Below are 8,117 nucleotides of genomic sequence, written 5' to 3' on the forward strand. Positions count from 1 at the left end.
CGGCGTCCTGCGACGACGGTCCTAGGAGAGCGACCACTGTTGGCGGGTCGCGCCGGTGGCGGTGCGCTGGACGACGTCCGCCCCGTTGCCGAGGGGCACTATCGACCACTTCTGGTGCAGACCACCGTTGTCGGCCCACTGGACGGCGTCGCCGCCGTCAGCCGGCGCGGCGACCGCGACCTCCACGACCTTCCCGCTGGCCCGGTTCGTGAGCGTCCGGGCCGCCGGGCTCGGACGCGCCCCCGACCGGCCGTTCATCGGGTGATGGTCCATTGCTGTTCGGTACCTCCGCGGTAGGTCGACTGGACGACGGCGGCGCCGTCACTGGTAGCGGCATTGGCCACGGTGAGCGCCTTGCCGGAACTCCTATTGACGATCTTGTAATGTGTGCCGACCGGGATGACGCTCCACAGCTGGTTCGCACCGCCGTGGTACGTCCACTGGACGACGCCTGCCCCGTCGGCCGTGGACGAGCCGGAGACGTCCAGCACCCTGCCGCCGCTGCGGTTGACGATGCGGTGGTAGCCGCCGCCGGCGTCGACGAGCGTCCATCGTTGGTGCGCCCCGCCGTTGCCCGTCCACTGGATGACGTTCGCGCCGTCCCCGCTGCCCGCCGGCACTTCGAGCACCTTGGCGCTGTTGCGGTTGACGACGCGGTACTCCGTCGACGGGTCGAAGGCGGTGGCCGGGGTCGCCGCCGTGGACACCTCGACCTTGTCCGCCGTGACCGCCGTACCGGACGAGCTGCTGTTCCTGCTGTTCAGCACCCGCACCTTCAGGACGTGGGAGCCCTGTGCGAGCTGTCCGCTGGTGAAGACCATCGCCTGGTCGATCCGGGTGGGGGAGTACAGGTCGACAACCGTCTCCGGGCCGCCGTCGATCGAGACGCCCGCCCGCCCGTGGTTCGCCGCCCGGGCGGCGAAGAGCTTGATCTTGTTGCCGGTGAAGCGCACCTGGTACGCGCTGTCGAGCGTGCTGCTGTAGTGGTCGTCGCGCTGGAACTGCTTGCTGCCGTTGGCCCCGTAGGACCACGTGCCCGAGTAGCTGAACTGGTTGTCGCCGGTGCCTGTGGTGTTGTCGTTGACCTGGACCACGCTCGGCACACCCGGGGCGTCCCCGATCGCGTCCACCCGGGCGAAGAACGCCTCCACGGTGCCCGACCGTGGGCCGCCCCACAGTCGCTCCGCCACGACCTCGGTCGGCCGCTTCGCGTACTGGTCGAACCACTCGTCGGTCTGGTGTTCCACGGCGTCCGACCAGCGGGCCATCTGGTAGCCGTTGACCTTCGCGTTCTGGTCCGGCGTCCAGCTCTCGTAGACGTTCTTGGTGTTGACGTAGAGGTTGAGCCCGGGGGTCACGTACAGGGTGCTCTCCGGTACGCCGACGACCGTGTAGCCCAGGTTGTAGAAGTAGTTCAGCGACCCGGTGTACGGGGTGAGGACGATGCTGGTGGCCGGCTTGATGCTGGTCTGCTGGCCGTTCGTCTCCCACCAGTTCCACAGCTGCGCCGTCTTGCCGTACGAGCGCACCTTGTCGTTCATCAGGTTCATGAACTCGGTGAAGACGTCACCGGGGTACGCGAACCCCCGCGCCTGCGCGTAGCTGACCAGCTCGGGGCAGGCGTTCTTGGCGCTGTCGGTCTGGTACTCGTCGCCGCCGATGTGGAAGTAGGGGCCGTCGAACAGCGGCACGAACTCCGTCAGCAGGTTCATCACGAACGTCCGGGCGTTGTCCTTGGTGAGGTTCAGCGTCCAGCCGCCGTTGGACCCGCCCGGCCACGGCGCGTAGTCCATCGACGAGCAGGTGAACCGCATCGTCGGGTCGTAGGTCGTCATCGCCGTGGCGTGGCCCGGCAGGTCGATCTCGGGAACGATGGTGATGTGGTACCGCTTGGCGACGTCCTGCAACCGGCGCAGATCGGCCTTGCTGTAGGACTGCGCCGAGGCCAGACCCGGGTACCTGTCGCTGCGCAACCGGAAGCCGTTCCACTCGGTGAGGTGCAGGCGCAGCGTGTTCAGGCGTAGCCACGCCATGCGGCGGAGCAGGTTCTCGAGGTAGTCCATCTCGTAGAAGTGCCGCCCGACGTCGAGCATCACCCCTCTGTCCCGGTACTGCGGGTAGTCCCGGATGGTCCCCGCCGGGACCGTCGTCCTCGTCGTGCTCTGCTTGAGCATCTGCAGCAGGGTCTGGGTGCCGTAGTACGCGCCGGCCGCCGCGTTCGCGCGGATCACGAGCGTCGAGCCGGCGGTCAGCAGGTAGCCCTGATCGCCGATCCCGGCGTCGGTGCTCGCCAGGGTGAGCAGGATGTCGCCGGTACCGGGCGTCGCCGACGAGACGACAGGTACGTCGGCGCCGCTGATCGCGCCGAGGTCGACGCGCAGCGACGTCGCGGCCGATGACAACTGGGCGGCGTACGCGGGGTCCACCAGGATCCGGGACGACGGGGCCAGCGTCCAGACGCCGGTCCCGCCGGTCCACTCCCGGACGCTCGGCGCGACCTGGGGTGCCGGGTTGGCCGCCCGCGCCGCCGACGGGACACCGAGCCCGACGCCGACCAGTAGGGAGGCGAGTAGGAGAGGGAGAAGCCGCTTGTGGGAAGAGAACACTGTCACGTACCTCCGGTCGTTCAGAGCGGAAGGAGATCCTTGACGTTGCCCTGCAACAGGGGCGCGGTGCCGCTGTTGGACTGCGTGCCGACCAGGTGCACAGGCGTGGCGCCGGAGCAGGCGACGGCGAGGTTGGAGAGCGTGCACCCGGACAGCAGCCACCGGGTGCCGAGCAGGTTCGTGGCGCGGATGTCGCTGTACCAGAGGGTGTTGCCGGTGAAGGTCGGTGGCAGGACGCCGTCGACGACGACGCCGGTGCCCGGGTTGCGCTCGACCCCGCCGATGGGGAACGACAGGGCGGTGCTCCACCGCACGGGGACGCCGCCGTTGCAGTGGTTGACGGTGTTGCCGGTCAGGCTGCCGTGCCCCCAGTTGTCACTGGCGAGCGCCCCGTACGGGCTGGTCTGGGCGAACGAGTAGTAGGCGCCGTAGCAGCCGACTATGACGTTGCCGTTGACCGTCCAGTTCCCCGAGGAGTTCCAGATCGCGAGCCGGCACGAGGTGAAGCTGTTCGCGGTCAGCTGCGAGTACTCACTGCGGTCGGCAAGTGAAACACCGAAGTAGCAGCGGTGGAAGGCGTTGCCGCTGACCTTGAGCCGGTAGCCGAAGTAGTCGTCGGCGGCCGACCCGGTGATCGCCAGGCCGGCGCCGCGCCAGTTCGTGAAGTCGCAGTCCAGGATCCGGACGCCGGTGCTGCGGCTGATCCGGATGGCCACATGCCCGAACTGTGGCGCGGTGCCGACCGGGCTGGCCTGGCGGCCGAGGAAGTGGACGCCGCTGATGGTGACGCCGCTGCGGCCCACTATGGACAGCGCGCCGGTCTGGTCGTTGGGGACGGTGACTGTCGCGCCGTTGCCGACGATGAGGCAGCGGTCGGGCAGGGCGACCGGAGCGGTGAGGGTGTACGTGGCGCCGGGCGCGAGCTGCACCTGAGGCGTACGGGCGAGGACGGCGTTCCAGTCGTCGGAGACGCCGAGCACCGGCAGGGACGTCGAAGCGACAGCGGCATCGGCGCGGCTGGGCGGGGCGACGGCGGCGAGGGCACCGGCGGCACCCGCCAGCGCGACCGCGCGGCGGGGGAGTCGTGTCGTCATGGGGTCCTTCGGACAGTTGGGGGGGGATTGTCCTACGTCAGATGTCAGACGAACCTACGAGCGATATCGAAGCCCGTCAAGAGCGGTTTTTCCGGCCGCGACGGCCCGCCCGCGAGGGTCGCTCGACCTCCGGCTTCGTGATCCCCGTGCAAGTTGATGCAACGTTCTGCGGGCTCCGAACTCTGAGCGCCGGGCGGGGATCGACCTTGACGCCGCCAAGGCCAGATCCTAAGGTCTGCAACATCCTGATTGATTCTGGCGCTGGGATGTCACGAAAGATCATGTGCGCTCGTGTGGCTGGCATCTCCCGGAAGAGGCGGATATGAGACGAGACCTGGACGGCGGTCCACCGCAGTCCCGGGTGCGCGGCGATCTGATCATCTCGGTGGCGCTCAATCCGGCCCTGGACATCACCTACACGGTGCCCGACCTGGTGCCGGACACCTCCCACCGAGTGACCGACGTGGTCTCCCGCGCCGGTGGCAAGGGCCTGAACGTCGCCCGGGTGCTGCGGCAGTTGGGGGCCGAGACGATGGTCCTCGGGCTCGCCGGCGGCCCCGCCGGAGAGCAGATCGAGGCCGAGCTGGCGGCGGCCGGGGTGCCGGCATGGTTCACCCGCCTCGACGCGGAGACCCGCCGGACCGTCACCGTCCTCGGGCGGGGCACGGCGACAGTCCTCAACGAACCCGGCCCGCGCGTCACAGTCGCCCAGTGGGAGTCGTTCCGGGACGAGTTCGCCGAGCGGGTCCGGGCGGCACGGGTGGTGGTGCTGTCCGGCAGCCGACCCCCGGGCGTCCCCGAGACCGCGTACCGCGATCTCGTCACCATCGCCCGGGCCAGCGGGGTCGGGACCATAGTGGACACCGACGGCGCCGCGCTCCGCCACGCGCTGGCCGCCGCGCCGACGCTTGTGAAACCCAACGTCCACGAGGCGGCGGAGCTGCTCGGCCGCCCGGTGCGCACCCGCGACGACGCCGTACAGGTGGCGCACCGGCTCGTCCGGCTCGGCGCCGTCGCCGGTGTCGTCTCCCGTGGCGCGGACGGATTCGTGGCGGTCAACGGCGGGGCCGCCTACAGCGCCCACGCGCCCGAACGGGTGGTCGGCAACCCGACCGGCGCCGGTGACGCCCTCGCGGCAGTGCTCGCGTACGGACTGCACACCCGGGCGCCGTGGCGGGAGGTCCTCGCCCGGGGCGCGGCCGTCTCGGCGGCAGCCGTCGCCTGCCCGTGGGCGGGCGAGTACGACGACGCCGTGGCGTCCCGGCTGCTGCCCGGCACCACTGTCGACGAACTGGAAGAACACCGCACCGACAGAGAGCAGGAACCGTGTCGCACGTCGCCTCCGAGATAACCTCCCAGCCCGAGACGTGGCGTCGCGCCGCCGATCTCGTCGCCCGACCCGGCGTGGCGCAGGCACTGCCCCAGCCGGGCGAACGGGTCGCCGTCGTGGGCTGCGGCACGTCGTACTTCATGGCGCAGAGCTTCGCGGCGCTGCGGGAGTCGGCGGGCCAGGGGGAGACCGACGCCTTCGCCGCCTCCGAGTTCCCCGCCGGGCGGCGGTACGACCGCGTCGTCGCCATCACCCGTTCCGGCACCACCACCGAGGTGCTCCGACTCCTCGAACAGTTGCCGGCTGGCAGCCGCTCGACGGTGCTCACCACCGACGCCGACCGGCCGGTGACCCGGCTGGTGACCGACTGCGTCGTCCTCGACTTCGCCGACGAGCAGTCGGTGGTGCAGACCCGCTTCGCCACGACCGCGCTCGCCCTCTGGCGTGCCGGTCTCGGCGCGGACCTGACCGAGGTGATCAACCAGGCGCGGGTCCAGCTCGGCACGCCACTCGACCCGGCCGTGGTCGGTCGGGACCAGTTCACCTTCCTGGGCACCGGCTGGACGGTGGGTGTGGCGCACGAGGCGGCGCTCAAGCTGCGCGAGGCGGCACAGATGTGGGCCGAGTCGTACCCGGCGATGGAGTTCCGGCACGGCCCGATCAGCGTGGTGGACCACCGGTCCGTGGTCTGGATCTTCGGGCCGGTGGTGCCCGGCCTCCTCGAAGACCTGGCCGCCACCGGCGCGCTGGTGGTGCACGAGGACGTCGACGCCATGGCGCACCTCACCACCGCGCAGCGGCTCGCTGTCGAACTCGCGGTGCGTCGCGACCTGCATCCGGATCAGCCCCGGCTGCTCACCCGGTCCGTCGTCCTCACCGCGCCGGTCGCCTGAGGCCGCTGATGACCCTCGTTCCCACCGCCGACCTGGTGGCGGCGGCCCAGGCCGCCGGTACCGGCGTGCTCGCGTTCAACGTGATCACGATCGAGTACGCCCAGGCGATCGCCACCGCGGCGGAGCGGGCCGGGCGGCCGGCGATCCTGCAGATCAGTCAGAACGCCGCGCGCTACCACTCGGGCGTGTCGGCGATCGCCTCGGCGACGGCCGAGGTCGCCTGGCTGTCCAGCGCCACCCTGTCGCTGCACCTGGATCACGTCGACGACCCGGCCCTGCTGGAACAGGCGCCCGACGTCGGCTTCAGCTCCGTGATGGTCGACGCGTCAGCGCTGCCGTACGCCGCCAACGTGGCGACCACCCGCAAGGCGACCGAGTGGGCGCACGACCACCGGCTGTGGGTGGAGGCGGAACTCGGCTACGTCGGCGGTAAACCGGACGCCCCGGCGAGCGCGCACACCGCCGGGGTCCGCACCGACCCGGCCGAGGCCGCCCGCTACGTCGCCGAGACCGGCGTCGACGCCCTCGCCGTGGCGGTGGGCAGTTCCCACGCGATGGCCGACCGGACCGCCTCGCTGGATCTCGACCTGGTGGCCGCCATCCGCGACGCCGTACCGGTGCCGCTGGTCCTGCACGGCTCCTCCGGGGTGCCGCTGGAGCAGATCCGTGCCGCCGTCGCCCAGGGCATGGTGAAGATCAATGTCGGTACGGCCCTCAACGTGGCGTTCACCGACGCCGTCCGTGCCGCAGTGCCGCACTCGCGCGACCCGCGCCGGTATCTCGCAGCCGGCCGGGACGCGGTGACCGAGGGCGTGCAGCGGCTGCTCACGCTGCTGCCCGAAGCGTCGTAGGGGGACTACCCGCCGAAGGCCGGCGAGGGCTCGGACAGGTTGAGTCGCAGGGCCGCCGCCACGGCGCCCAGGGCACCGCCCTCGTCACCGAACTGGGCCGGCACGACGTCCAGGCGTCGGCTGTGCCGGGGCATCGCCAGCTCGGCGATCGCCGCGCGGACCGGGTCGAGCACCACCTCGCCGGTGTGGGCCAGGGTGCCGCCGATCGCCACCTTGCCCGGATCCAACTGCACCACCATCCCGGACAGGACACGACCGAGCAGCGTCGCGGCGTGCCGCAGCACGTCCACCACCGTCGGCTCGCCCGCGCGCGCCAGTGCCACCAGGTCGGCCGGGTCCGCGACCGTCACCCCACGAGCGGCGCACCGCTCGATGAGCGCCGACGGGCGGATCAGCAGTTCCAGGCAGCCACGGCCACCGCACGGACACGGATCCCCGTCGGGATCGACGCTGACGTGGCCGATCTCGCCGGCCGCGCCGTTCGCACCGCGGGCGAGTCGGCCGTCGACGATCAGCCCGCCGCCGACGCCGTCGCTCCACCGGACGTAGATGGCGTCCCGCACGTCGCGGGCCGCTCCCCAGGTGCCCTCGGCCAGTGCGGCCAGCCGTGAGTTGTTGTCGGTGACGACGGCGACGCCGTACCGGTCCTGGATGCGCGTGCTGATCTGCTTCGCGGCCACCGACGGGCTGCCGCCGCCCGCCGGACGACCCCGACCCGCCACCAGGCCGGGCAGGCCGAGGCCGATCGCCTCCAGCGCGCGCAGGTCGATGTCGTGCTCCTGCACGAGGTCGTCGATCAGCTTGATGGCGGCGTTGGCGCGTCGCGCCGGGCCCGCCGCCAGCGTGATGGGGCGGCTGCCGCGGGCCAGGATGTCGTGCCCCAGGGTGGCGACGATGACGGTGATCGTCACCCGGCCGAGGTCGATGCCGACGATGCGGCCGGCGGACGGGTTGAGGCTGACGGTCGTGGACGGCCGTCCCCGACCCCGTTGGCCGGACAGCGCCGGTTCCCGCTCCACGACCACCCCGCGGGCGATGAGGTCGCCGATGATGTCGAACAGTGTGGTGCGCGACAGCCCGGTCAGCCGGATGAGGTCGGCCCGGCTGAGCGGGCCGGCGCTGCGGAGCTGGGCCAGCAGGGCCTCCGTGTGCGCCAGCCGCACGCGTTGCATGGCATCCGGACGTTCGATCACGGCACCATCATGACCGACGCCTGCTTCCGTGTGTCGTCGCGGCAACGTACGGCGCGGTGGCCGGCGCCCACGGAGGCCCTGCTGGCCCAGCTCCGCAGCGCCGGCCCGCTCAGCCGGGCCGACCTCATCCGGCTGACCGGGCTGTCGCGC

General features: G+C 71.5%; 7 protein-coding genes. 3 read left to right on the forward strand and 4 right to left on the reverse strand.

All coding sequences use genetic code 11. The annotated features are described in order from the left end of the window. Positions 1–21 precede the first annotated feature (21 nt). The 3 genes from AB0B85_RS31550 to AB0B85_RS31560 are packed head-to-tail and all read right to left on the reverse strand — an operon-like array spanning position 22 to position 3,700. Positions 22–258 carry an RICIN domain-containing protein gene (locus AB0B85_RS31550; RefSeq protein ID WP_357413054.1) on the reverse strand — a complete coding sequence of 79 codons (237 nt, stop codon included), beginning with the start codon at positions 256–258 and terminating at the stop codon, positions 22–24. Further along, positions 255–2,606: a family 20 glycosylhydrolase gene (locus AB0B85_RS31555; protein ID WP_357413056.1), complete on the reverse strand. Its 2,352-nt coding sequence runs from the start codon at positions 2,604–2,606 to the stop codon at positions 255–257. Before AB0B85_RS31555 ends, AB0B85_RS31550 begins: the two co-directional genes overlap by 4 nt. A gap of 20 nt (positions 2,607–2,626) precedes the next feature. Next, positions 2,627–3,700: a right-handed parallel beta-helix repeat-containing protein gene (locus AB0B85_RS31560; RefSeq protein ID WP_357413058.1), complete on the reverse strand. Its 1,074-nt coding sequence runs from the start codon at positions 3,698–3,700 to the stop codon at positions 2,627–2,629. Positions 3,701–4,022: 322 nt separating this feature from the next. Here AB0B85_RS31560 and AB0B85_RS31565 point away from each other — a divergent pair, with 322 nt between their 5' ends. From AB0B85_RS31565 to AB0B85_RS31575, 3 genes are read left to right on the forward strand one after another with little or no spacing between them, the layout of a single operon-like run. After that, the gene (locus tag AB0B85_RS31565) at positions 4,023–5,051 is read left to right on the forward strand and encodes a 1-phosphofructokinase family hexose kinase (RefSeq protein WP_357413060.1); all 1,029 of its coding nucleotides are present in this window, start codon (positions 4,023–4,025) and stop codon (positions 5,049–5,051) included. Beyond that, positions 5,027–5,923 carry an SIS domain-containing protein gene (locus tag AB0B85_RS31570; RefSeq protein WP_357413062.1) on the forward strand — a complete coding sequence of 299 codons (897 nt, stop codon included), beginning with the start codon at positions 5,027–5,029 and terminating at the stop codon, positions 5,921–5,923. Before AB0B85_RS31565 ends, AB0B85_RS31570 begins: the two co-directional genes overlap by 25 nt. Before the next feature lie 8 nt (positions 5,924–5,931). Beyond that, positions 5,932–6,774 carry a class II fructose-bisphosphate aldolase gene (locus AB0B85_RS31575; protein ID WP_357413064.1) on the forward strand — a complete coding sequence of 281 codons (843 nt, stop codon included), beginning with the start codon at positions 5,932–5,934 and terminating at the stop codon, positions 6,772–6,774. Between the two features lie 5 nt (positions 6,775–6,779). Here AB0B85_RS31575 and AB0B85_RS31580 read toward each other — a convergent pair whose 3' ends face one another. Then, entirely contained in the window at positions 6,780–7,967 is a 1,188-nt protein-coding gene (locus AB0B85_RS31580; protein ID WP_357413066.1) for an ROK family transcriptional regulator, read from the reverse strand. Between the last annotated feature and the right edge of the window lie 150 nt (positions 7,968–8,117).

This window comes from Micromonospora sp. NPDC049044 (assembly GCF_040649215.1).
Lineage (GTDB): Bacteria > Actinomycetota > Actinomycetes > Mycobacteriales > Micromonosporaceae > Micromonospora.

What these genes read in the sequence shown, in the direction of transcription:
- AB0B85_RS31550 (WP_357413054.1), bottom strand. Translation starts at nt 258, where the DNA reads ATGAACGGCCGGTCGGGGGCGCGTCCGAGCCCGGCGGCCCGGACGCTC.
- AB0B85_RS31560 (WP_357413058.1), bottom strand. Translation starts at nt 3,700, where the DNA reads ATGACGACACGACTCCCCCGCCGCGCGGTCGCGCTGGCGGGTGCCGCC.
- AB0B85_RS31565 (WP_357413060.1), top strand. Translation starts at nt 4,023, where the DNA reads ATGAGACGAGACCTGGACGGCGGTCCACCGCAGTCCCGGGTGCGCGGC.
- AB0B85_RS31575 (WP_357413064.1), top strand. Translation starts at nt 5,932, where the DNA reads ATGACCCTCGTTCCCACCGCCGACCTGGTGGCGGCGGCCCAGGCCGCC.